This window comes from Salipaludibacillus sp. HK11 (assembly GCF_047795645.1).
Lineage (GTDB): Bacteria > Bacillota > Bacilli > Bacillales > Salisediminibacteriaceae > Salipaludibacillus.
In genome coordinates, this window is sequence record NZ_CP181045.1 from 3,921,844 (window position 1) to 3,943,414 (window position 21,571).

Annotated in this window: 32 protein-coding genes; 27 read left to right on the forward strand and 5 right to left on the reverse strand. The window is 39.8% G+C overall.

The features are described 5' to 3' along the window. The first annotated feature begins 34 nt into the window (after positions 1-34). From rplX to rpsI, 25 genes are all read left to right on the forward strand, one after another. Complete coding sequence (gene rplX, locus ACM26V_RS18470; protein ID WP_416151915.1) at positions 35-346, forward strand: 50S ribosomal protein L24; 312 nt, start codon at positions 35-37, stop codon at positions 344-346. 29 nt (positions 347-375) lie between these two features. Beyond that, positions 376-915: a 50S ribosomal protein L5 gene (gene rplE / locus ACM26V_RS18475; protein ID WP_416148190.1), complete on the forward strand. Its 540-nt coding sequence runs from the start codon at positions 376-378 to the stop codon at positions 913-915. A 30-nt stretch (positions 916-945) separates the two neighbouring features. Continuing rightward, positions 946-1,131: a type Z 30S ribosomal protein S14 gene (locus ACM26V_RS18480; RefSeq protein WP_110611226.1), complete on the forward strand. Its 186-nt coding sequence runs from the start codon at positions 946-948 to the stop codon at positions 1,129-1,131. A 28-nt stretch (positions 1,132-1,159) separates the two neighbouring features. Continuing rightward, the gene (gene rpsH / locus ACM26V_RS18485; RefSeq protein ID WP_416148191.1) at positions 1,160-1,558 is read left to right on the forward strand and encodes a 30S ribosomal protein S8; all 399 of its coding nucleotides are present in this window, start codon (positions 1,160-1,162) and stop codon (positions 1,556-1,558) included. A 30-nt stretch (positions 1,559-1,588) separates the two neighbouring features. Then, a complete protein-coding gene (gene rplF, locus ACM26V_RS18490; RefSeq protein WP_416148192.1) occupies positions 1,589-2,125 on the forward strand; it encodes a 50S ribosomal protein L6 in 537 nt (178 codons plus the stop codon). A gap of 33 nt (positions 2,126-2,158) precedes the next feature. Then, a complete protein-coding gene (rplR, locus tag ACM26V_RS18495; RefSeq protein ID WP_416148193.1) occupies positions 2,159-2,521 on the forward strand; it encodes a 50S ribosomal protein L18 in 363 nt (120 codons plus the stop codon). Positions 2,522-2,547: 26 nt separating this feature from the next. Then, a complete protein-coding gene (rpsE, locus tag ACM26V_RS18500; protein WP_416148195.1) occupies positions 2,548-3,045 on the forward strand; it encodes a 30S ribosomal protein S5 in 498 nt (165 codons plus the stop codon). A gap of 13 nt (positions 3,046-3,058) precedes the next feature. After that, positions 3,059-3,247 (forward strand): 50S ribosomal protein L30, encoded by a 189-nt coding sequence (rpmD, locus tag ACM26V_RS18505; protein WP_416148197.1) that lies wholly within the window; start codon positions 3,059-3,061, stop codon positions 3,245-3,247. 27 nt (positions 3,248-3,274) lie between these two features. Beyond that, positions 3,275-3,715: a 50S ribosomal protein L15 gene (gene rplO, locus ACM26V_RS18510; protein WP_416148198.1), complete on the forward strand. Its 441-nt coding sequence runs from the start codon at positions 3,275-3,277 to the stop codon at positions 3,713-3,715. Continuing rightward, a complete protein-coding gene (gene secY, locus ACM26V_RS18515; RefSeq protein WP_416148199.1) occupies positions 3,715-5,007 on the forward strand; it encodes a preprotein translocase subunit SecY in 1,293 nt (430 codons plus the stop codon). The genes rplO and secY overlap by 1 nt, the downstream gene beginning before the upstream one ends. 57 nt (positions 5,008-5,064) lie before the next feature. Further along, positions 5,065-5,718 carry an adenylate kinase gene (locus tag ACM26V_RS18520; protein WP_416148200.1) on the forward strand — a complete coding sequence of 218 codons (654 nt, stop codon included), beginning with the start codon at positions 5,065-5,067 and terminating at the stop codon, positions 5,716-5,718. After that, positions 5,715-6,464 (forward strand): type I methionyl aminopeptidase, encoded by a 750-nt coding sequence (map, locus tag ACM26V_RS18525; RefSeq protein WP_416148201.1) that lies wholly within the window; start codon positions 5,715-5,717, stop codon positions 6,462-6,464. Before ACM26V_RS18520 ends, map begins: the two co-directional genes overlap by 4 nt. Before the next feature lie 20 nt (positions 6,465-6,484). Beyond that, positions 6,485-6,787: an RNA-binding protein gene (locus ACM26V_RS18530; RefSeq protein ID WP_416148202.1), complete on the forward strand. Its 303-nt coding sequence runs from the start codon at positions 6,485-6,487 to the stop codon at positions 6,785-6,787. Positions 6,788-6,791: 4 nt separating this feature from the next. Next, positions 6,792-7,010: a translation initiation factor IF-1 gene (gene infA / locus ACM26V_RS18535; protein ID WP_069657660.1), complete on the forward strand. Its 219-nt coding sequence runs from the start codon at positions 6,792-6,794 to the stop codon at positions 7,008-7,010. 47 nt (positions 7,011-7,057) lie between these two features. Further along, positions 7,058-7,171, forward strand: a complete 114-nt coding sequence (gene rpmJ, locus ACM26V_RS18540; RefSeq protein WP_003322638.1) for a 50S ribosomal protein L36 — start codon at positions 7,058-7,060, stop codon at positions 7,169-7,171. Between the two features lie 21 nt (positions 7,172-7,192). Next, positions 7,193-7,558: a 30S ribosomal protein S13 gene (gene rpsM / locus ACM26V_RS18545; RefSeq protein WP_416148204.1), complete on the forward strand. Its 366-nt coding sequence runs from the start codon at positions 7,193-7,195 to the stop codon at positions 7,556-7,558. 23 nt (positions 7,559-7,581) lie between these two features. Then, entirely contained in the window at positions 7,582-7,974 is a 393-nt protein-coding gene (rpsK, locus tag ACM26V_RS18550) for a 30S ribosomal protein S11 (protein WP_416148205.1), read from the forward strand. Between the two features lie 180 nt (positions 7,975-8,154). Then, the gene (locus ACM26V_RS18555) at positions 8,155-9,099 is read left to right on the forward strand and encodes a DNA-directed RNA polymerase subunit alpha (RefSeq protein ID WP_416148207.1); all 945 of its coding nucleotides are present in this window, start codon (positions 8,155-8,157) and stop codon (positions 9,097-9,099) included. A 63-nt stretch (positions 9,100-9,162) separates the two neighbouring features. Continuing rightward, positions 9,163-9,525 (forward strand): 50S ribosomal protein L17, encoded by a 363-nt coding sequence (rplQ, locus tag ACM26V_RS18560; protein WP_416148208.1) that lies wholly within the window; start codon positions 9,163-9,165, stop codon positions 9,523-9,525. Positions 9,526-9,782: 257 nt separating this feature from the next. Beyond that, entirely contained in the window at positions 9,783-10,622 is an 840-nt protein-coding gene (locus ACM26V_RS18565) for an energy-coupling factor transporter ATPase (RefSeq protein ID WP_416148209.1), read from the forward strand. After that, positions 10,598-11,470, forward strand: coding sequence for an energy-coupling factor transporter ATPase (locus ACM26V_RS18570; protein WP_416148210.1), 873 nt, complete (start codon positions 10,598-10,600; stop codon positions 11,468-11,470). Before ACM26V_RS18565 ends, ACM26V_RS18570 begins: the two co-directional genes overlap by 25 nt. A gap of 2 nt (positions 11,471-11,472) precedes the next feature. Further along, positions 11,473-12,276, forward strand: coding sequence for an energy-coupling factor transporter transmembrane component T family protein (locus tag ACM26V_RS18575; protein ID WP_416148211.1), 804 nt, complete (start codon positions 11,473-11,475; stop codon positions 12,274-12,276). Positions 12,277-12,290: 14 nt separating this feature from the next. Beyond that, positions 12,291-13,067 (forward strand): tRNA pseudouridine(38-40) synthase TruA, encoded by a 777-nt coding sequence (gene truA, locus ACM26V_RS18580; RefSeq protein ID WP_416148212.1) that lies wholly within the window; start codon positions 12,291-12,293, stop codon positions 13,065-13,067. A gap of 152 nt (positions 13,068-13,219) precedes the next feature. Next, positions 13,220-13,657, forward strand: a complete 438-nt coding sequence (gene rplM / locus ACM26V_RS18585) for a 50S ribosomal protein L13 (protein ID WP_416148213.1) — start codon at positions 13,220-13,222, stop codon at positions 13,655-13,657. A gap of 20 nt (positions 13,658-13,677) precedes the next feature. Next, a complete protein-coding gene (rpsI, locus tag ACM26V_RS18590) occupies positions 13,678-14,070 on the forward strand; it encodes a 30S ribosomal protein S9 (protein ID WP_416148214.1) in 393 nt (130 codons plus the stop codon). Positions 14,071-14,405: 335 nt separating this feature from the next. On the opposite strand, the gene ACM26V_RS18595 is transcribed toward rpsI, so the two are convergent. Both ACM26V_RS18595 and ACM26V_RS18600 read right to left on the reverse strand, forming a co-directional pair. Beyond that, on the reverse strand, positions 14,406-14,963 hold the full coding sequence (locus ACM26V_RS18595) for a flavodoxin family protein (RefSeq protein ID WP_416148215.1): 558 nt from the start codon (positions 14,961-14,963) through the stop codon (positions 14,406-14,408). Further along, positions 14,964-15,548 (reverse strand): NAD(P)H oxidoreductase, encoded by a 585-nt coding sequence (locus ACM26V_RS18600; protein ID WP_416148216.1) that lies wholly within the window; start codon positions 15,546-15,548, stop codon positions 14,964-14,966. A gap of 126 nt (positions 15,549-15,674) precedes the next feature. On the opposite strand from ACM26V_RS18600, the gene ACM26V_RS18605 reads away from it, so the two are divergent. After that, positions 15,675-16,529: a LysR family transcriptional regulator gene (locus ACM26V_RS18605; protein ID WP_416148217.1), complete on the forward strand. Its 855-nt coding sequence runs from the start codon at positions 15,675-15,677 to the stop codon at positions 16,527-16,529. A gap of 317 nt (positions 16,530-16,846) precedes the next feature. Beyond that, on the forward strand, positions 16,847-18,511 hold the full coding sequence (gene rnjA / locus ACM26V_RS18610; protein ID WP_416148218.1) for a ribonuclease J1: 1,665 nt from the start codon (positions 16,847-16,849) through the stop codon (positions 18,509-18,511). Positions 18,512-18,598: 87 nt separating this feature from the next. Here the strand turns inward: rnjA and ACM26V_RS18615 are convergent, their stop codons facing one another. Genes ACM26V_RS18615 through treC form a run of 3 tightly spaced genes read right to left on the reverse strand, consistent with a single transcriptional unit; the run spans position 18,599 to position 21,535 of the window. Continuing rightward, positions 18,599-19,096, reverse strand: coding sequence for a PTS sugar transporter subunit IIA (locus tag ACM26V_RS18615; RefSeq protein WP_416148219.1), 498 nt, complete (start codon positions 19,094-19,096; stop codon positions 18,599-18,601). Positions 19,097-19,128: 32 nt separating this feature from the next. Beyond that, complete coding sequence (gene treR, locus ACM26V_RS18620) at positions 19,129-19,839, reverse strand: trehalose operon repressor (protein ID WP_416148220.1); 711 nt, start codon at positions 19,837-19,839, stop codon at positions 19,129-19,131. Between the two features lie 13 nt (positions 19,840-19,852). Then, on the reverse strand, positions 19,853-21,535 hold the full coding sequence (treC, locus tag ACM26V_RS18625; protein ID WP_416148221.1) for an alpha,alpha-phosphotrehalase: 1,683 nt from the start codon (positions 21,533-21,535) through the stop codon (positions 19,853-19,855). Positions 21,536-21,571: the final 36 nt, after the last annotated feature.

Sequence of the window (21,571 nt, forward strand, 5' to 3'; positions counted from 1 at the left end):
CTTAAGAGGAGGTGCCCTCATGTCTCAACCAAAATTGCATGTCAAACAAGGCGATAACGTTAAAATTATCACTGGCAAAGACAAAGGCAAGGAAGGTAAAATCCTTGAAGCATACCCGAATGATTCCCGTGTGCTTGTGGAAGGCGTAAACATGGTAAAAAAACATGCGAAACCATCCCAATCAAATCCACAAGGTGGAATTCTTAATCAGGAAGCTCCAATTCACGTTTCAAACGTGATGCCAATCGACCCTAAAACGGGAGAACCAACCCGTATTGGTTATAAAGAAGAAAAAGGTAAAAAAGTACGTATCGCGAAAAAATCTGGCGAATCTCTAGATAAGTAAGGGCCAGTGGCTGAAAGGAGGATCACTCAATGAGTCGTTTGAAGGAAAAGTTCAATAAGGAGATTACTCCTGTATTAACTGACAAATTTAATTACACTTCCGTGATGGAAGTTCCACACGTGGAGAAGATCGTTATTAACATGGGTGTCGGTGACGCTGTTCAGAACTCAAAAGTTCTTGATAAAGCTGTCGAAGAGCTTACACTTATTTCAGGTCAGAAGCCATTAATTACAAAAGCGAAGAAATCCATTGCGGGTTTTAAACTTCGTGAAGGTATGCCAATCGGTGCAAAAGTAACATTGCGCGGTGAGCGTATGTATGATTTCCTAGATAAGCTAATTTCTGTTTCTTTACCACGTGTACGTGACTTCCGAGGTGTTTCTAAAAAAGCATTTGACGGTCGTGGAAATTACACAATGGGAATTAAAGAACAATTAATTTTTACTGAAATTGAGTATGACAATGTAGACAAAGTTCGTGGAATGGATATCGTCATTGTAACAACTGCTAATAGTGACGAAGAAGCGCGTGAACTACTCACTCAAATGGGCATGCCGTTTCAAAAATAAAAAGTTTGCCAAAAGAGAGGAGTGAAGACCTTGGCGAAAAAATCAATGATCGCGAAACAGAAGCGTACGAAGAAGTTTAACGTACAGGAATACACTCGTTGCGAACGCTGTGGACGCCCTCACAGTGTCATCCGCAAATTTAAACTTTGCCGTATCTGCTTCCGAGAACTTGCACATAAAGGTCAAATTCCGGGCGTAAGAAAAGCTAGCTGGTAATTCCGTTTAAAGGAAGGAGGTAAATACGATGACCATGACAGATCCTATTGCTGATATGCTTACGCGTATTCGTAATGCAAATACAGTACGTCACACAAGTTTGGAGCTTCCAGCTTCAAACCTAAAAAAAGAACTAGCTGATATTTTGAAGCGTGAAGGTTTTATTCGCGACTATGAATATATTAAGGACAGTAAACAAGGAATTCTTCGTATTTTCCTTAAGTACGGTGCAGATAACGAAAAAGTTATCACTGGACTTAAGAAAATCAGTAAACCAGGTTTACGCGTTTACACGAAGGCAGATCAACTTCCACGTGTACTAGGTGGATTAGGAATTGCGATTATTTCATCTTCAACTGGAGTAATCACTGATAAAGAAGCTCGTCAACAACAAGTAGGCGGAGAAGTACTCGCTTATATTTGGTAATAAGAACGTAACAGAATGGAGGTGTAAGGCATGTCTCGAGTTGGTATAAAACCAGTTGAGATTCCTTCTGGAGTAGAAGTGAAAATCGACAATACTACAATTACAGTTAAAGGACCTAAGGGTGAGCTTCAAAGAGAACTTCACCACGCTATGATTGTAAAACAAGAAGATAACACGATCACAGTTGAGCGTCCTTCTGATCATAAAGAACATCGTTCACTTCATGGTACTACTCGTAGCATCATCAACAACATGATTGAAGGTGTTACGAAAGGCTTTGAAAAGAAACTTCAGCTTGTAGGTGTTGGGTATAGAGCACAAAAGACAGGAAATAAGTTAATCTTAAATGTTGGTCTATCTCACCCAGTAGAATTTGTTGAAGAGAATGGTTTGGAAATTGACGTACCGACAAATACGCAAATTACCGTTAAGGGTATCAATAAAGAAAGCGTAGGTGCACTTGCTTCAAACATCCGCTCGACAAGAAAACCAGAACCTTACAAAGGTAAAGGTGTACGATATGAAGGCGAATATGTACGACGCAAGGAAGGTAAAACAGGGAAATAAACCCTAATAACGGAAAGAAAGGAATGACGTTCGATGATCACGAAAACTGACAAGAACGCGGTTCGTAAGAAAAGACACGCCCACGTTCGTCGTTCGATCACAGGAACTGCTGAACGTCCTCGCTTGAATGTTTTCCGTTCTACTAAGCATATTTATGCACAGTTAATTGATGATGTTGCAAGAGTAACATTAGCAAGTGCTTCAAGCTTAGATAAAGAACTTAGTGTTGACAATGGCGGGAACAAAGAAGCAGCACGTCAAGTTGGCGAACTTGTGGCAAAGCGAGCCCTTGAAAAGGGTCATGAATCCGTAGTATTTGATCGTGGCGGTTACCTCTACCACGGTCGCGTACAAGAACTAGCAGATGGTGCTCGTAAAGCAGGTCTGAAGTTTTAATCAAGGCGAAAAAGGAGGGAAATACATTGCGTATCGATCCAACTAAATTGGAGATTGAAGAAAGAGTTGTAAACGTCAACCGAGTAGCAAAGGTTGTTAAAGGGGGACGTCGTTTCCGCTTTGCAGCACTCGTTGTCGTTGGAGATAAAAATGGACACGTAGGCTTCGGAATGGGTAAAGCACTTGAAGTACCTGAAGCAATCCGTAAGGCAATTGAAGAAGGCAAGAAAAACATGATTCACGTACCAATCCAAGGAACTACAATCCCTCACCAAATCAATGGAGAATTTGGTGCTGGAAATGTACTATTAAAACCAGCATCAGAAGGTACTGGAGTTATCGCTGGTGGACCAGTTCGTGCGGTATTAGAATTGGCTGGTGTCGGCGATATCCTATCTAAATCCTTGGGATCTAACAACCCAATTAACATGGTACGTGCAACAATCCAAGGGCTTGAGAGTTTGAAAAGTCCAGAGCAGGTTGCAAAACTACGCGGCAAATCTGTAGAAGAGTTGCTAGGTTAAGGAGGGATTTGGCATGGCAAAGAAAATTGAAATTACCCTCACACGAAGCCTGATCGGACGTCCAGAAGATCAGCGCGTTACTGTGAAGACTTTAGGTCTTCGTAAAGTTAATCACACTGTCGTTCAAGAAGATAACGACGCAATGCGCGGAATGGTAAACAAAGTTTCCCATCTCGTCAGTGTGAAGGAAGTAGAAGCGTAATCGATAAACAGTTGAGGAGGTGTCAATATGGAACTTCACGAATTAAAACCTTCGGTAGGATCACGTAAAGAACGTAAGCGTAAAGGACGAGGGATTGGTACCGGTAATGGTAAAACAGCTGGTAAAGGTCACAAAGGTCAAAACGCTCGTTCAGGCGGTGGTGTTCGACCAGGTTTTGAAGGTGGTCAAATGCCGATTTTCCGTCGCTTACCTAAACGTGGATTTAAGAACCCGAATCGTACAGAATACGCGATCGTGAACCTTGACACGTTGAATCTATTTGACGAAGGTACTGAAGTTACACCTGCATTGCTTGTAGAGACTGGTGCAGTGAAAAATAGTAAAAATGGAATTAAAGTTTTGGGTAATGGTTCACTTGAGCGTAAACTCACAGTGAAAGCTCATAAATTCTCAGGATCAGCAAAGGAAGCGATTGTTGCTGCCGGCGGAACGACTGAGGTGGTTTAATGTTTCAGACAATCTCCAATATTTTTCGTGTTGGTGATTTAAGGAAAAAGATTTTCTTCACCTTAATGATGTTGATCGTCTTTCGCATCGGTGCACATATTCCAGCACCTGGTGTTGACGCAGATGTTTTAGATTTTGGTGGAGAAATGAATGCCTTTGGTTTTTTAAATACTTTTGGCGGTGGAGCACTTGAGAACTTCTCCATTTTTGCAACAGGGATTATGCCGTATATTACCGCATCCATTATCGTACAACTTTTACGGATGGATGTCGTTCCTAAGTTTGCCGAATGGGCTAAGCAAGGGGAAGCAGGTCGCAAAAAGTTAGCACAAGTAACGAGGTACGGTACGATTGGGATTGCGTTTATTCAAGCGTTAGGTATGTCGATTGGATTTAATAACTTATTTACAGGACTCGTTCCTGATCCAAGTGTATCGACGTACTTACTAATTGCACTAAGCCTAACAGCAGGAACTGCATTCTTACTTTGGTTAGGTGAACAGATTACTGCTAATGGTGTTGGAAACGGGATCTCGATAATGATCTTTGCGGGGATTGCTGCTGGGATTCCGAATGGAGTTAATCAAATTTATGTGACTCAATTCGAAGACGCAGGAGATGCCTTGTTTATTAACATCGTTACCGTACTATTATTACTCTTGGCACTTATAGCGATTGTTGTAGGAGTAATTTTTGTACAGCAAGCTCTCAGAAAAATTCCTGTTCAATATGCTAAAAGATTGGTTGCTGGAAAACCGCAGGGTGGTCAATCGACTCACTTGCCGTTGAAGGTTAACTCAGCCGGGGTTATTCCAGTTATCTTCGCAATGTCTCTCTTTATCTTTCCGCCAACAGTGGCTGGATTTTTCGGAGATAACAATGCGATAGCTGGTTGGATTACAACGAACTTTGATTATACACAACCGTTTGGCCTTGTTGCCTATGCGGCGTTAATTATCGGGTTTACGTATTTCTACACATTTGTTCAGGTTAATCCAGAACAAATGGCAGATAACCTTAAAAAACAAGGTGGCTATATTCCTGGCATCCGTCCCGGTAAAACAACGCAAGTCTATATTACTCGTATCCTTTATCGTTTGACATTCGTCGGAGCTCTATTCCTGGCAACAGTGTCAACTATACCTGTCTTCTTCACACAAGTCGCGGGTCTTCCTCCAGCTATACAAATTGGAGGTACGGGATTATTGATTGTTGTTGGTGTAGCATTAGACACGATGAAGCAAATTGAAAGTCAACTAATTAAACGATCATATAAAGGTTTTATTAAATAAAAGGGAGCATTCTCCCTTTTGCCTTTGATTGAAGATTAGAACGATGGAGGGAAAAAGATGAATTTAATCTTAATGGGACTTCCAGGTGCAGGAAAAGGAACACAAGCAGAAACAATCGTCGCAAAGTATGGCGTTCCGCACATTTCAACAGGAGACATGTTTCGTGCAGCTATTAAAAATGGTACGGAGTTGGGTCTAAAGGCCAAAGCGTTTATGGATGAGGGTAATCTTGTTCCAGACGAAGTTACTGTTGGAATTGTTAAAGAGCGTTTAAGTCTTAATGACTGTAAAGACGGATTTTTACTTGATGGATTTCCTCGGACTGTTGCCCAAGCGTCAGCACTTGAAGATATTTTGGAAAGTCTTGATCGCCAATTGGACCATGTATTATATATTAAAGTACCAAAAGAGGATCTAACTAAACGTCTCACTGGTCGGTGGATCTGCCCTACATGTGGTGCTACTTACCATGAGATTTATAATCCTCCAGCAGTAAAAGAAAAATGTGATAAAGACGGAAGTGACTTGATTCAACGAGAAGATGATAAGCCTGAAACGGTTGAAAAGCGTTTAGAAGTTAACATGGGACAAACAAAACCTTTAGTTGATTTCTACAGTGAAAAGGGCTACCTGCGAAACATTGATGGTCAACAAGACATTAAGAAGGTTTTTGAAGATCTTGACGAGTTTCTGAAAGGAAGCCATCAATGATCATTTGTAAGACTCAGCGTGAGCTGGATATCATGAGTCATGCAGGAGAAATCGTTGCTTTGACTCACCAACAACTTCAAAAACATATTAAGCCTGGAATCACAACGATAGAATTAGACCAAATTGCAGACACATTTATTCGATCGTTTGATGCGATTCCATCTTTTAAAGGATATAATGGATTTACTGGAAGTATCTGTGCTTCAGTGAATGATCAATTGGTACACGGAATTCCGGGAAACCACGTTCTTGAAAATGGCGACATTATCAGTATTGATATTGGTGCCAACTATCAAGGCTATCATGGGGACTCGGCATGGACGTATCCTGTGGGGACGATTGATAAAAAGACGAGTAAGCTTCTTGAAGTCACTGAAGAGTCGCTTTATAGAGGGCTTGCTGAAGCCAAGCCAGGTGAAAGACTATCTAATATCTCTCATGCAATTCAAACTTATGTGGAAGCCGAAGGGTTTTCAATAGTGAGAGAATATGTCGGTCATGGTGTTGGTCGAAGTCTACATGAAGACCCACAAATTCCTCATTTTGGCCCGCCTGGAAAGGGGCCAAGACTGAAAGAAGGAATGGTCTTAGCTATTGAACCGATGGTAAACGCTGGAAGCCGACATGTACGGACATTGAAAGATAATTGGACCGTAGTGACGACTGATGGAAAAATGTGTGCCCATTTCGAACACACAATTGCTATTGTTGATACAGGATATAAAATTTTGACAAAAGCCCAATGAACTTAGAAGGTGGTCATCAAATGAAAGATCCTGACTCAAATCCACAAGTTGGAGAACTTGTGCGAATTTTGAACGGAAGAGACAAAGATCAATTCGCTTTTGTTATTGACGTGTTGGATGAACGTTTTGTCCATATTGCTGACGGGGATAAAAGGAAAGTTGACCGAGCAAAACGGAAGAACGTTCTACACATTGAAGGAACGAATATCATTGCTCCGGAAGTCAAGAATAGCATTATCGAAACGGGCCGTGTAACCAATGCTAAATTGCGGTTTGCAATTTCAACATATATTGATGATAATTTACTGAAGGAAGGAGAGTAAATTCATGGCCAAAGAAGATGTAATTGAAGTAGAAGGAACGGTCATTGAGCCGCTTCCTAATGCGATGTTTCGTGTTGAACTAGAAAACGGACATAAGGTCTTGGCCCATGTTTCAGGTAAAATCCGCATGCATTTTATTCGAATTTTACCTGGGGACAAGGTTACTGTAGAATTATCTCCGTATGACCTATCTCGTGGTCGTATCACGTATCGATATAAATAAATCAACAAGTTATGATAGTCACTCCGCACTATAAGGAGGTAGAAAGCATGAAGGTAAGACCATCAGTGAAACCGATTTGCGAGAAATGCAAAGTTATTCGCCGAAAAGGTACCGTCATGGTAATTTGCGAAAATCCTAAGCACAAGCAAAAGCAAGGGTAAAAACATAGGAGGTGTAAAAGCATGGCACGTATTGCAGGTGTCGACATTCCTCGTGATAAGCGAGTCGTCGTCTCACTCACGTACATTTTCGGAATTGGCCAGTCAAAAGCTAGTCATATTCTGAAAGAAGCTGGTGTTTCTGAAAACACACGCGTACGCGATTTAACTGAAGATGAATTAACAAAAGTTCGTGAAGTAGTTAACGGTATTAAAGTTGAAGGGGACCTTCGTAGAGAAGTTTCTTTAAATATTAAGCGTCTGATCGAAATCGGATCTTATCGCGGTGTTCGTCATCGTCGCGGACTACCAGTCCGTGGTCAAAAGACTAAGAATAATGCTCGTACACGTAAAGGTCCTCGTCGGACTGTAGCGAATAAGAAAAAGTAAAGTAAAGGAGGTCATGTTTGATTATGGCTAAACCAAAAACAACTCGTGCAAAGCGTCGCCAACGCAAAAATATTGAGTCCGGAGTTGCACACATTCGTTCTACTTTCAATAACACGATCGTAACGATAACTGACCCACAAGGGAACGCCATATCCTGGGCAAGTGCTGGAGCTCTTGGTTTTAAAGGTTCACGTAAATCTACACCATTCGCAGCGCAAACCGCAGCTGAAACTGCAGCTAAATCTGCAATGGAGCACGGGATGAAGTCTGTTGAAGTTTCAGTTAAAGGTCCTGGAGCTGGACGTGAAGCTGCCATTCGTTCACTTCAAGCTGCTGGATTAGAAGTGAATATGATTAAAGACGTCACACCGGTTCCGCATAACGGTTGCCGCCCACCAAAACGTCGTAGAGTATAGTCGCATCAGAGGTATGAATAATCATACCCGTGTCAATAATGGTGTAAGAACCTAGATCCATGTAAATGGATACAGAAATGTATTGACGGTTTCGTGACAGGTCGAGGTGTGCCCAATGAGGAATTCCGGTTGTGCCTAAATCACAACCGGGGTTTCGACGTTTTGAAGGAGGGTTTGTTTATGATCGAGATAGAAAAGCCGAAAATTGCAGCTGTCGAAATGAGCGAAGATGCAACCTATGGAAAATTTGTCGTAGAACCCCTTGAACGCGGATATGGAACGACTTTGGGAAATTCTCTCCGTCGTATCTTACTTTCGTCTTTACCTGGATCTGCTGTAACAAGCGTCCAGTTTAACGGAGTACTACATGAGTTTTCTACTATTGAAGGTGTGGTTGAAGATGTCACATCTATTGTTCTCAATCTTAAGAAACTTGCATTGAAGATTTACTCAGAAGAAGAGAAAACGTTGGAAATTGATGCTCAAGGAGAAGGAGTTATCACTGCTGCTGATTTTATGCATGATAGTGACGTGGAAGTCTTAAACCCGGATCTTCATATTGCGACTCTTTCTAAAGGTGCTCAATTTCAAATGAAAGTAGTTGCCAATCGTGGTCGAGGTTATGTTCCTGCTGAAGGAAATAACTCAGACGATCTACCAATTGGGGTTATTCCGGTTGATTCCATGTACACACCAGTAACTCGTGTAAACTTTCAAGTTGAGAACACACGCGTTGGTCAAATTACCAACTTTGATAAATTGACGTTGGATGTATGGACAGACGGAAGTATTCGCCCTGAAGAAGCAGTATCACTTGGCGCGAAAATTCTTACTGAGCATTTAAATATCTTTGTTGGTCTAACCGATCAAGCACAACATGCAGAGATTATGGTTGAAAAAGAAGAAGACCAAAAAGAAAAAGTTCTTGAGATGACGATTGAAGAATTAGACTTGTCTGTTCGTTCCTACAACTGCTTGAAGCGTGCAGGAATTAACACCGTACAAGAGCTAACGCAAAAGTCTGAAGAAGATATGATGAAAGTTCGTAACCTTGGACGTAAATCATTAGAAGAGGTTCAAGAAAAACTTGAAGAACTGAGTCTTGGGCTTCGAGACGAAGAATAAACTATCTATACGAATATTCAAATTGAATATAGATAGATTTTCACCTGAGAAGGAGGGACCAACATGGGATACAGAAAATTAGGTCGCGACAGCAGTGCTCGTAAAGCATTATTCCGTGACTTAACCACTGATCTAATCATTAACGAGCGCATTGAAACAACAGAACCAAAGGCTAAAGAACTTCGTTCAATCGCTGAAAAGATGATCACTTTAGGTAAGCGTGGAGATTTACATGCTCGCCGTCAAGTTGCATCTTTTGTTCGTAAAGAAGTTGCTGATACAGAAACAGGACAAGATGCTATTCAAAAACTTTTTGATGATGTAGCAAAGCGCTACGATGATCGTCAAGGTGGATATACAAGAGTTCTTAAGCTAGGACCTCGCCGTGGTGACGGTGCAGAGATGGCTATTATTGAGCTAGTATAAACTCATGACATTATGATTTCATCAAAGGGCGAGACACCGGGTCTGGCAACAGATTCTGGTTCTATGCCCTTTTTTTGTACCTTTTTTTAAGTAGTGCTGCCCGGGCTTACGAGTGAGACTGCACCCTTTAGAAAGAAAGGGAACTAGAGTTACCGTAGTTTTTAAGAGCGCTAGCTGTGCACACAAAAAAAATGGGTAGAAGAAAAAGTTGCCGATAGCTCGAACTTAGTCTGTTTAAATAGGGAGGTCTATCTATAATGGCAAATGAAATTACAGTTGATAATCTCTTTTTTCGTTACCATGAGCAGAGCCCCTATGTGTTAAATGATATTTCATTAACGGTTAAGCAGGGGGAGTGGCTGACAATATTAGGCCATAACGGTTCAGGTAAGTCTACTTTGGCAAAGTTTTTTAACGCTCTTAATGTCCCTTCTAAGGGTGATGTGGTCGCTTGTGGTATAAATACAAAGACTGCTGATGAATGGATAAATATTCGCAGGAACGTTGCAATGGTTTTTCAAAATCCAGATAATCAAATTGTAGCCCCGACTGTAGAAGATGATGTTGCCTTTGGGTTGGAAAATGCAGGTGTTCCATACGAAGATATGCGAGATCGAGTGTATAACAGTATTAATAAACTAGGACTAAGTGGATTAGAAAAGCAAGAGCCACACCGGCTATCCGGTGGTCAAAAGCAACGAGTAGCTCTCGCTGGTGCACTAGCCCTTCGTCCAAGAGTACTTGTATTAGATGAGGCTACATCCATGCTTGATCCTACTGGTAGAAAAGAAGTATTATCAATATTAGAGAAGTTGAGAGTTGAGGAGAACATTTCAATCATCATGATTACACATGATGTAACCGAAGCGCTACTGAGTGATCGGATTATCATTTTAGCTGAAGGTTCCATTGTACATGAAGGGGTTCCGAATCAGATATTTACTGATGAAGCATCTCTGGGTAAAGTTGGACTAAGGGCTCCGTTTATTGTACAAATTGCCAATGAGCTAAGAAGACATGACGTCCCTTTACCGGAGGGTGTGTTATCTCATGAGGAGTTGGTCTCGTCATTATGCAAATACAAGCCAATCGCTTAACGTACACGTACATGAAAAATACGCCATTTGAAAAAAATGCATTGGACTGTATAGATGTTACGATTCCTAGTGGACAGTTCACTTCAATTATTGGACATACAGGGTCGGGAAAATCAACGTTGATCCAACACTTTAATGGTCTATTAAAACCAACAGAAGGGTCATTAACGATTGGTCATTGGACGATACGTCACGAGACAAAGCAGAAGCAACTTTATACTTTGCGCCGTCACATAGGGATGGTCTTTCAATTTCCAGAACAGCAGTTGTTTCATGAAACGGTTCTTCAAGACGTTGCGTACGGACCGATGAACTTTGGTTTTTCAAAGACAGAAGCAGAAAGTCTAGCAAGAAAATGTCTGGTTGATGTCGGTATTGATGAAGTGTTATTTGACCGTTCACCGTTTGATCTGAGTGGAGGACAGATGCGTCGAGTAGCTATAGCAGGCGTTCTCGCTTTAAACCCTGAGCTACTTGTGTTGGACGAACCAACAGCTGGACTTGATCCTGAAGGACAAGAAACAATGATGCAACTTTTCTACCAGTGGTATCAAGAAAAAGAAGACCGCTCGATTATTCTCGTCACACACCAAATGGAAGATGCGGCACGTTACTCTGATGAAATTCTTGTAATGGACCAGGGTACTGTAATTGATCGTGGCACACCAGAAGCAATTTATGCTAATAAGGAAAGGCTCGAAAATGTTGGGCTATCGGTTCCAGAGTCGGTTCATTTGCTAACAGAACTACAAGCTCAATCGGGAAAATTGATAGATACTGCCGCTTTCACGAACGATAAGACTGTCGAACGTATTTTAACTTTTCTACAAGAAAAGGGGCGTGACTAACCTTGTTCGATAACGTGATTATTGGTCAATACGTCCCAAGAAAATCAATTGTTCATAAAATAGACCCAAGAGCAAAACTGCTAGCAATTTTTTTATTTATGATTTTTTTATTTATTAGTCGCCACCCAGTCATATTATCGTTGGCCGTATTATTGACGGGTACCACGTTTATTCTTGCTAAAATTCCTTTCCGTTATTACATAAAAGGGATGAGATTTATTGCTATCTTAATCTTTTTTACTTTTATATTGCACCTTTTTATGACACGAGAAGGGACGATTCTTGTTGATTGGCCTTGGTTGACTATCTATTCAGGAGGACTCATTGAGGGAAGTCTGATAGCTCTACGGCTCTTCCTGTTAGTAATGATGGCGTCTCTGTTGACGTTGACAACGACACCGATTGATTTAACAGATGGGATGGAATTGTTGATGAAACCTCTGAAGAAGATCAGGGTTCCAACGCACGAATTGGCGTTGATGATGTCGATTTCTCTCAGGTTTATACCAACAATACTTGCGGAGACCTCGAAAATCATTAAAGCTCAGATGGCGCGCGGAGCAAATTTTTCAGAAGGGTCATTATGGAAACGAATGAAATCACTAATCCCAATTTTGATCCCACTTTTCGTGCAATCTTTTAAACGGGCAGAGGATTTAGCTACTGCAATGGAAGCTAGAGGTTATGGCGGGGGAGAAGGACGTACCAAATTTAGAGTTCTATCATGGAAATCGATTGACTCCATTGGAGTGGGGATATTTGTGATATTCGCCATGCTTACCATTGTCTTTCAAATCATCGACTAAGGGAGAGAGAGCTTATGCAAAGAGTCTTAGTAACGATATCTTATGACGGAGCTCAGTTCCATGGTTATCAAAGGCAGACAAATGACCGCTCCGTACAAGGAGAAGTTGAAAGAGCGCTTCGAAAGATTCATAAAGCAGACTCCTGGCCATCGATGTCTTCTGGAAGAACCGATGCCGGCGTCCATGGAATTCGCCAACCTGTGCAGTTTGATACAAACCTATCCATTCCTGAAGAACGGTGGCCAAGTGCGTTAAATAGCCTATTGCCTGATGATATCCATGTCACGTGCTGTCAGTACGTCCCAGCGACGTTTCACGCACGGTACGACACTGTAGGTAAAGAATATGTATATCTCGTAAATACATCTTCACAGCGCAATGTGTTTAAACGTCACTACGAACATCACTTACCGAAAAAATTACATCTCGGGTCTATGAATAAAGCTGCAACTCATTTAATTGGAACTCATAATTTCACTAGTTTTTCATCTCCAAAAACTCATGTCGTCGATAAAGTTCGTACGATTTATGCAATTGAGATTAACAATGATGGGGATGATTGGACTTTCCGATTTATTGGCAGTGGGTTTTTATATCAAATGGTTCGAGTGATGGTAGGAACGATCCTTGAGGTTGGCCAAGGAAAGCGGCAAGCAAACGAAATAATCGACATCATACACGCGAAAAATCGAGCACTTGCAGGAATAACAGCGCCGGCATGCGGATTATATTTATCACACGTTTTTTATGAGCAGACAAAAATAGAAGATTACTTAAAAAAAATTCAATAACAACGCATTCGGGTGTAACATACTGTTGACAGCACGTATCAGATGTTATATGATGGTCTATGGTATTCTATACCCACTAGCCCCGGGTACGGATACGAATCGTTGAAATGTAGGAAATTCATTGGATAGTTTTTATTAGGAGGGAAACAAACATGCGTACGACATATATGGCAAAACCAAGTGAAATTGAACGCAAATGGTTCGTGGTCGACGCAGAAGGTAAAACATTAGGTCGTCTTTCGACTGAAGTTGCTAGCCTTCTTCGCGGGAAACATAAACCAACATTTACACCACATATGGATACAGGTGATCATGTGATCATCATTAATGCAGAGAAAATTCATTTAACTGGAAATAAGCTAGCGGATAAAATGTACTACCGTCACAGCCAATATCCAGGTTCATTGAAAGCAACTTCTGCTGGTGAAATGCGCGCCAAAAAGCCAGCTAGATTAATTGAGCTTTCAATCAAAGGAATGTTACCTAAAGGTCCTTTAGGTAGCCAGATTTACAGAAAACTAAATGTGTATGCTGGAAGCGAGCACCCACATGAAGCACAAACGCCAGAAGTTTACGAATTACGCGGTTAATATAGAAGGAGGGAATTTTCTTGGCACAAGTTGAATATTATGGAACAGGTCGTCGTAAAAACTCCGTTGCTCGTGTACGTCTAGTACCTGGAGACGGTAAAATCATGATCAACAAGAGAGACATCAACGATTACTTTGACCTTGAAACATTAAAAGTTATTGTTAAACAACCACTTAATGAAACTCAAACAGAGGGCACATATGATGTCCTTGTAAATGTAGACGGTGGAGGTTACACAGGTCAAGCAGGCGCAATCCGACACGGTGTTGCACGCGCGCTTCTTAAAGCAGATCCAGAATTCCGGGATTCACTTAAAAAAGCAGGTTACTTGACTCGTGACTCTAGAATGAAAGAACGTAAGAAATACGGTCTTAAAGGTGCACGTCGTGCTCCTCAGTTCTCAAAGCGTTAATAACAACGTCTCAAAGACTCTCAGCCATTATGGTTGGGGGTTTTTTGGATTAAAAAGAGTTTTTTATTTGTTTTGGTTAATTATTGGCTTGTTAAAAAGCTACTGTTAAGGTGCGATGAATGGTCTAGAATAGCATTGAAATGTCGTATTTCTGGAAATTTAGTGACGAAACAAAGGTTTTTTTAAAAACGAGAAACGAGATTACATACTTAAGATAAAGATCGCGATCTCCCCTATCGATCATACATAAGAGAAGATCGCGCTTTGTCTTTTCTACTAACGGTTCACTAGATGATGGTCTTGACAGATTTTAAGAGAAGCTACTCTTTCGTCTTTTACTTTAGTTTTGTCACTTCGGTGAATTCCTTATTCCAAGAAGTGGCGGTATGTAAGGAAAACGAGTCGTTTTTTATCTCTTCGGGTTTATTGCCTTGGCCAATGATGTAGTCCGCAAACTGAACACCTGTGTAAGTGAAAATATGTTGAAACTGCTGTATAAGAGGCAGAGCAGCTATTTTTGGATTGGGATTGTCCCCGGTAACGATAACATATGCTTTTTTTCTACTCATTAAGTGTTTAAAATCATATTTATCATCCCTCATATATTGACTCCACCTGTCAAAGAAGAGCTTCAATTGGCCAGACATCCCAAACCAATATAATGGTGTTGCGAAAATAATAATGTCTTGTTTCATAAATTCTGCAAATAACCTTTCGTAGTCATCATCAACTTTGGAAAATCCTTCTGAGGTATGCCTTTTATCAATAATTGGATTTATTTGATAATCAAGTAGAAATCTCTTTTTAAAAGCCACACCACTTAAGGCACGATCAACTAAATATTCTGTATTTCCATTTCTTCTCGAACTTCCTAATATTGCCATAATATTCATCTAATTATCTCTCCTTTCAGCATAATGCAAGCCAGATTTGAAGGCATTATCAAATAGGATTTGCGCGGTGTTATCGGTGACACGTATCGTTTCATATAACAGTTCGAATCTAGAAGATTTAATTCCGCAATATTCAGCGAGGCCAATATTAAAATAATGTTCCATCATTTGATCGTATTTTCTTTTTTTAAATCTTTCTATTGGTGCACCGGCAAGGGATAGCCAAAGGACATGTTCGTGGTGAAGCTTATTAGGCCCGTATGCAAAGTCGTAATTCCATACCCTGTCAATATATCCCTTCATCATGGCAGGCATACTCCACCACCAAAGCGGAAACACAAAAGCCAATCCATCATAATTTTTCATTCGCTCCATTTCAACATGTACAGCTTTAGAATAGTGTTGATGTGGAGAATTCCATTGCGGCTCATCTTTCTCTGTAAGGATTGGATTAAAGTCGTGACGGTACAAATCGATAACGTCTGTTTCGTGTCCCGCCTCTTTCAGACCGGAAATAAAGTATTTGGCTACTTGATGAGTTAATGAATCTGTTCTTGGATGAGTAACAATCGTAAGTACCTTCATTTTAAATTACCCCTTTTTAAATGTACTTGAAGAAGCTCTAATATAAGTTTAAAATAGAATATGAAATCAGTAAAATAGATAGTTTTGATAATTATATTCAGTATTTATGATAATAGGGGGAGAATAATGGAACTTCGACATCTGATAACGTTTCGTACCATTGTCGAGGCAGGAGGATTTAAGAAAGCTGCAGATGAATTAGGATATGCTCAATCATCTGTGACAGCCCATGTGAAAGAATTAGAACGGGAACTAGAAAAGCCTTTATTTGACCGGATGGGAAAGACTATTTCTCTGACACAAGCCGGAAAGAGCTTTCTTCCTTATGCCTCGGATATAATTAGCTTATATTCCAAATCGAAAGAAGTAATAAGCGATGAGGGACCAACTGGTCAACTCACGATAGGTGCAAGTGAATCATTGATGATCTACTGGCTACCGGAAATCATTTTGTCTTTTACGGAAAAGTACCCAAAAGTAGAACTAACATTAAAATCTCTCCATTACGATAACCTAGAAGCGCAATTAAAGAAGGGACACATTGATGCAGCATTATTAGTTGAAACCCACGACTGGAAGCCATCTAGATTAACAGCGACTAACTTAAGAAACGAATCGCTGTCTGTCATAAAAGCTGTTAATTCTTACAATTCTACACTTTCAGAAAAAATGCTAGTCACAGAATATTCATGCAGTTGGCGCCCGATTGTTGAGAACTACTTGAAAACAAATACGAACAATGTTCATAAAATTGAGCTTCCAAGCATTGAGGCGATTAAAAAATGCGTAATCTGTGGTCTTGGCTCTTCCATTCTTCCAACTTTTGTTGTTAAAGACGAAATAGAAAAGCAAGAACTTGACGGAAGATCTTTACGAGATAAACATCAGAAAATAGGGATTTATTCTGCAGTTCATTCTGATAAGTGGTTATCTCCCAATTTAAAAGAGTTTCTTGAGTTCGTGAAAAAATGGGAAGAATAGCAACAGAGCGAAATTCGCAAAGAAAAAAACAGTCTCGTAGTGATCTTCCATCCTTTGATCCCTATTTTCTCCAGAAACAACTAGCAATTAGTTCAAATAGTGTATAATTAACCGTAAGAACATTAAAATATAAATTTATGGGACAACCTGCATAGTATATATGTATTTCTATAAAGGCGATAATGGTTAGAAGCACCATAAAAATCAAAGGAGGATAGTGGATCAGTTAATATCTTATAAGAATAATACAAAAGGCAATTACAAGTTCGTAAATCATATTAGAAAAAGACAAAAATTAAAATTGGAGACTATACATTATGAAAGTTAAAAATCATCAAGCATCGGTTTTTGCCCTCGGAGGAATGGGCGAAATCGGGAAGAATATGTACGGAGTGCAATTTCAAGACGAAATTATTATTATTGATGCCGGAGTGAAATTTCCGGACGATGAATTATTAGGGATTGACTTAGTTATCCCGGATTATACGTATTTAGTTAAGAATGCAGATAAAGTAAAAGGGATTTTTATCACTCATGGTCACTTGGATCATATTGGAGGTATCCCATACTTACTACGTCAATTAAATGTGCCAGTTTACGGAGGGAAATTAGCCTTGGCTCTAATCGGTAATCAGTTAGAGGAACACGGCTTATTACGCCAAGCAGATCTGCGAGAAATTAAAGAAGATGAGATTGTAAAGTTTCAAAAAACATCTCTTTCATTTTTTAGAACGACACACAGTATTCCTGATTCATACGGTATCGTTGTGAAAACTCCTGCTGGTAGCATCGTTCATACGGGTGATTTTAAATTTGATTTTACCCCGGTTGGAGACCAAGCAAATTTGTCGAAAATGGCCAAAATAGGTGAAGACGGTGTTCTTTGCTTATTATCTGATAGTACAAACAGCGAAGTTCCAGGGTTTACGTTATCTGAACGTAAGGTAAGCGAGAATATTGATCAAATTTTCCGCTCTGTTGACGGAAGAATTATTTTTGCGACGTTTGCATCAAATATTTACCGACTACAGCAAGCTGTCGAAGCGGCAGTTAAATACGGTCGTAAAGTGGCTGTTTTTGGACGAAGTATGGAATCCGCAATAAAAATCGGATTAGAATTAGGGTATATTCAAGCACCTGAAGACACATTTATTACGTCATCGCAATTAAATAGAATGTCACCAGAGAAAGTAACCATCCTATGTACTGGTAGCCAAGGAGAACCGATGGCAGCTTTATCTCGGATTGCTTTTGGTACACACCGTCAAATTGAGATTATTCCTGGGGACACGGTCATCTTTTCTGCATCACCAATCCCAGGGAATGGGTTAAGCGTCAATAAAACAATTAACCAATTGTACCGAATGGGTGCAGAAGTTATCCACGGTTCATTAAATAATATTCACTCATCAGGGCATGGTGGACAAGAAGAACAGAAACTTATGCTTCGATTAATGAAACCCAAATACTTCCTACCGATTCACGGGGAATATCGTATGTTGAAACAACACGTGAAATTAGCTGTCGAATGCGATGTTTTAGAAGAAAACTGTTATATCATGGATAATGGAGAAGTGCTAGCGCTTGATAAGAATGAAGGTGGGCTTGCAGGGAAAATTCCATCAGGATCCGTGTATATTGATGGAAGTGGAATTGGCGATATTGGCAACATTGTTATCAGAGATCGACAGGTTCTTTCAGAAGAAGGTCTTGTCGTTGTCGTTGTTACGATAAACATGGAAGAGTATAAGGTCTCTGCTGGACCAAATATTATTTCTCGTGGATTCGTCTATATGCGTGAATCTGGAGATTTAATTCATGAAGCCCAACGAAAGGTAAGTGTTCGTCTGAATGAATTAATGGAAGAGAAAACAACCAAGAGATCTGAAATTAAGAATGAAATTTCAAGTCTGCTCGCACCATTTTTATATGCGAAAACAAAACGTAGGCCAATCATTCTCCCAATTATTATGGAAAATTAAACACAAGATAACAAAAAACAACACCCCGGGATTTTTATTCCGTTGTGTTGTTTTACGTTTGTTGCGATTTACTTTAAGTCTAGTTAACTATTTAAGCGTTACAGTAAGCACTTCTGTTTCCGCAGTTTTTGCAGAGTCTTGTAACACTTTCTCGACACTTTCAACAACTTCATCCATATTTGTGATAATTAAAGGTGAGATGGTACTTGTAGCCTTTTCTTTAATGATGTCAAGATCAAAGCTAACCAATGTATCTCCACGCTTTACTTTGTCACCAGCTTTTACAAAAGCTTCGAATCCTTCGCCATCTAAATTGACAGTTTCTAAGCCAATGTGGATGAGTAATTCTAGACCAGATTTTGTTTTTAACCCAACAGCATGTTTCGTCGGGAAAACCTGGACTACTTCTCCATCGACTGGACTTACAACTTCTCCGTCACTAGGCTCAATGGCAATTCCCTCACCCATCATTTTTTGAGAGAATACTGGATCCGGAACTTCCGTAATGTCTACGATATTTCCGTTAATTGGTGTTGTGATCCGTTCGACGACAGTTTCCTTTTTGCCAAATAATTTTTTAAGCATCAAATCATTCCTTTGTAAAAAAGTATTTATGACTAATGGTTTCTACGGGCAAAATCTACAAAGCGAAATTTGTCAGGTCGATGTCTAGACTCTGTGTACTGAAATAGAGTAGCATCATCCAAGTAGACGTGGTTTTTGATGACAACGACATTATGGAAGCCATCAAGGTCAAGTAAATCTCGGTCCTCATCGGTCGGTTCAACAACAACAATTTCTTTTTTTGCAAAACTAATTGTTAAATGTAAGTCATTTTCAATGTAGTCGTAAATCGAGTCAGTACAAATTTCTTCTGTTAATCCAGGAACGAACTCTTCCATCAGATAATCTTTATCTAAGATTATTTTTTCTCCGCCAATTTCCCTAACTCTTGCTACTTGCCAAACAGGTTGACTTCTAGTCATATTTAACTGACGTTTAATGGACGCATTAGGTTTTACTAGAAATAATTCATGAACAATTGTTCTAACATCAGTCATTTTTTGCGAAAGTTCTTTGAAACTGACAAGACCGGATACAGGAAAATCAAATTTATTAATGTCTATCACAATCGACCCTTTGCCTCTAACTTTTTGTATAAAACCATTTTGCGACAAGAGATTTAACGCCTTTCGGATCGTTTCTCTTGAAGTATCATATAGCACTGTCATATCATTTTCGGAAGGGAGAAAGGTGTCAGGTTCAAATTCCCCCATTGTAATCTGTTTAGCAATGTCGTCGTAAATTGATAAATACTTGTTTTTCATTCAGCATCCCCATTTATTTTGTAAAATGATAAATAATCGATTCATACGGTCTTAGTTTAAATTGTTGAATGTCATCTGGTGAATCAGGGTAATTCGACAATAAGCACTCTTGTGTATATCCTTCTAAGTCAACTGTATTCGGGAGTATAAAGGTTGTTTCTTCCGGGTAAAAGTTACTAATCACGAGTAGTTTCTCTGTGCCGTTGCTACGTATATAGGCAAAAATATCATTATCCTGTTCCAAAAGCAACTGATAGTCTCCACTAGTGATGATATCATAGTCTTTTCTAAGTTTAATTAATTTCTGGTAATGGTAATAGATTGAATTTGCGTCAGCAACTGCTTGTTCCGCATTTATTTCTTTATAATTTTTTGCGGTAGCAATCCATGGTGTATTTGTACTAAATCCAGCATTTTTACTAGAATCCCATTGAACTGGTGTCCTTGAGTTATCGCGTGATTTCTGCTTGAGTATTTCAATAATCTCTCTGTCTGTCATGCCTGCTTCTTTCTTTTCGTTGTACATGTTAAGCGATTCGACATCGCGATACTGATTAATATCATCAAATGCAGGATTTGTCATTCCGAACTCTTCTCCTTGATAAATGTAAGGAGTTCCTTGCATCATATGCATCGTCGTTGCTAACATTTTTGCAGAGTAATTATGATACAGTCCATCGTCGCCAAATCTTGACACGACACGGGGTTGGTCATGATTGCACCAAAACAGTGCATTCCAGCCTCCACCTTTATTCATTTCGGTTTGCCAAGTGGATAAGATCCGTTTCAATTCAAGAAAATCAAAATCGGCTTTCGTCCATTTTTCCCCATTCGGGTAATCTACTTTTAGATGGTGAAAGTTGAACGACATGTCTAGCTCTTTTCGCTCAGGATTCGTGTATTTAATACAGTTCTCTATCGTTGTTGACGACATTTCACCGACGGTCATAATATCGTAGTTCGAGAAGACTTGCTGATTCATCTCTCGGAAAAACTCGTGAACCCTCGGTCCATCCGTATAGAATTTCCGTCCATCTCCAGGAGAGACACTACCATCATCGTCCGGGAATTGCTGATCTTTTGAAATTAAGTTGATCACGTCAAGGCGAAAACCATCGACTCCTTTATTAAGCCAGAAATCCATCATCTGATAGACAGCTTTCCGCATCGCTTCGTTTTCCCAATTCAAATCAGCTTGGGTAACATCAAACAAGTGTAAATAATATTGCCCAGTCGTTTTATCGTATTGCCAAGCTGATCCTCCAAATTTTGAGCCCCAATTAGTTGGTTTATTGCCATTTTCGCCATCTTTCCAAATATAAAAATCTCGGTAAGGATTATCTTTAGAAGACATCGATTGCTGGAACCATTCATGCTCTGTTGATGTATGGTTAATGACGATATCCATAATAATTTTTAGATCGAGCTTATGGGCTTCTTCTAAAAGTTGATCAAAATCATCCATTGAGCCATATTGCTCGTAAACGTTGTAATAGTCACGAATATCATAGCCGTTATCTCGTTGTGGCGAATCGTAAATTGGCGTTAACCAAAGAACATCGACGCCAAGTTCTTTCAAGTAACTTAGCTTTTCGATAATTCCTTGAATGTCACCCGTCCCATTTCCCGTTGTATCGTTAAAACTTTTTGGATAAATTTGATAAACAACAGCTTTTTTCCACCATCGTTGATTCATGTTGAACACCTACCTATGTCATTATGCTCTGTTTAT